This is a genomic window from Mesorhizobium sp. M7A.F.Ca.CA.004.12.1.1 (assembly GCF_003997835.1).
Taxonomy (GTDB): Bacteria; Pseudomonadota; Alphaproteobacteria; order Rhizobiales; family Rhizobiaceae; genus Mesorhizobium.
In genome coordinates this window covers 1-1,168 of the sequence record NZ_RZRK01001230.1, presented here as the reverse complement: position 1 = coordinate 1,168, position 1,168 = coordinate 1, and the positions used below count along the sequence as shown (strand labels likewise).

Here is a 1,168-nt window from a genome sequence, read left to right as displayed (position 1 = left end):
ATTTATATCTTCCGCGGACGCAGCGGCAATCTGATCAAGATTATCTGGCATGATGGGCTCGGCATGTCGCTGTATGCAAAACGGCTCGAGAAGGGCCGGTTTCTCTGGCCGTCGCCGGCGGACGGCACGGTTTCCATATCACCGGCGCAGCTCGCCTACATGCTCGACGGGATCGATTGGCGCAACCCGCGTCACACGTTCCACCCCCCAGCGCGCGGGCTGAGTTTTCTTTGAGTTTGCGCCATTTTCCGCGAGTCAGCGGACGCGTTTTATGGTTCACTCCAAGGCATGGTTGCCACCGCCCAGGATGCTGTTCCGCAGCCGCTCAACCGTCAAGCTGAACGCTATGCCCGCGAAGGCGTACCGCTCAGCCTGTCGACGCTCGCCGATCAGGTCGGCGCCGGCGCCGCGGCGCTGATGCCGCTGTTCTACCCATGTGCTGGCTGCTTCACGTCTGCACGGCGACGATACGACGGTGCCGGTCCTGGCCAAGGGCAAGACCGATACTGGTCGATTATGGACCTATGTGCGCGATGACCGACCGTTCGGCGGCGCCGATCCGCCGGCGGCAGTGTTCTACTATTCCCGCGATCGCCGAGGCGAACATCCTGCGGCCGCATCTCGCCGGCTGGAGCGGCATTCTGCAGGCCGATGCCTTTGGTGGTTACGGCTATCTCTATGCGACGGGTCGTCAGCCGGCGCCTGTTCTGGAGGCCAGCTGCTGGATCCACAGCCGGCGCAAAGTGGTTGAGCTGGCCGATGTCGAAGCGGCGGCGCGCAAGAAGGCACATGGCGAGAAGCCCAACCTGGTCTATCCGCTGGCGGTCGAAGCCGCGAAGCGCATCGATGCCTTGTTCGATATCGAGCGCGCGCCTGTCGCCGGCCCAACGCCACGCCGTGCGCCAAGAGCGGAGCGCGCCGCTGGTCACCGAGCTCGAGCGCTGGATGATCGAGACGCGCGACAAGCTCTCGCGCGGGCACGACCTGACCAAGGCCTTCAACTACATGCTGCGCCGCTGGTCATCCTTCACCGGGTTCCTCGAGGATGGGCGGATCTGCCTATCCAACAATGCTGCCGAGCGAGCCCCTGCGCGGCATCGCTCTCGGCAGAAAGTCCTGGCTGTTCTGCGGTTCCGATCGCGGCGGACAGCGCGCTGCCGTTCTCTAC

Annotated in this window: 1 protein-coding gene and 1 pseudogene; both read left to right on the top strand. The window is 64.3% G+C overall.

Annotation, left to right across the window (positions count from 1 at the left end):
- A partial coding sequence (gene tnpB, locus EN984_RS35375; RefSeq protein WP_164765957.1) for an IS66 family insertion sequence element accessory protein TnpB occupies positions 1-234 on the top strand: 234 nt, incomplete at its 5' end.
- Positions 235-318: 84 nt separating this feature from the next.
- Positions 319-1,168 (top strand): annotated as a pseudogene (locus tag EN984_RS35370) (IS66 family transposase); the annotation flags it as partial.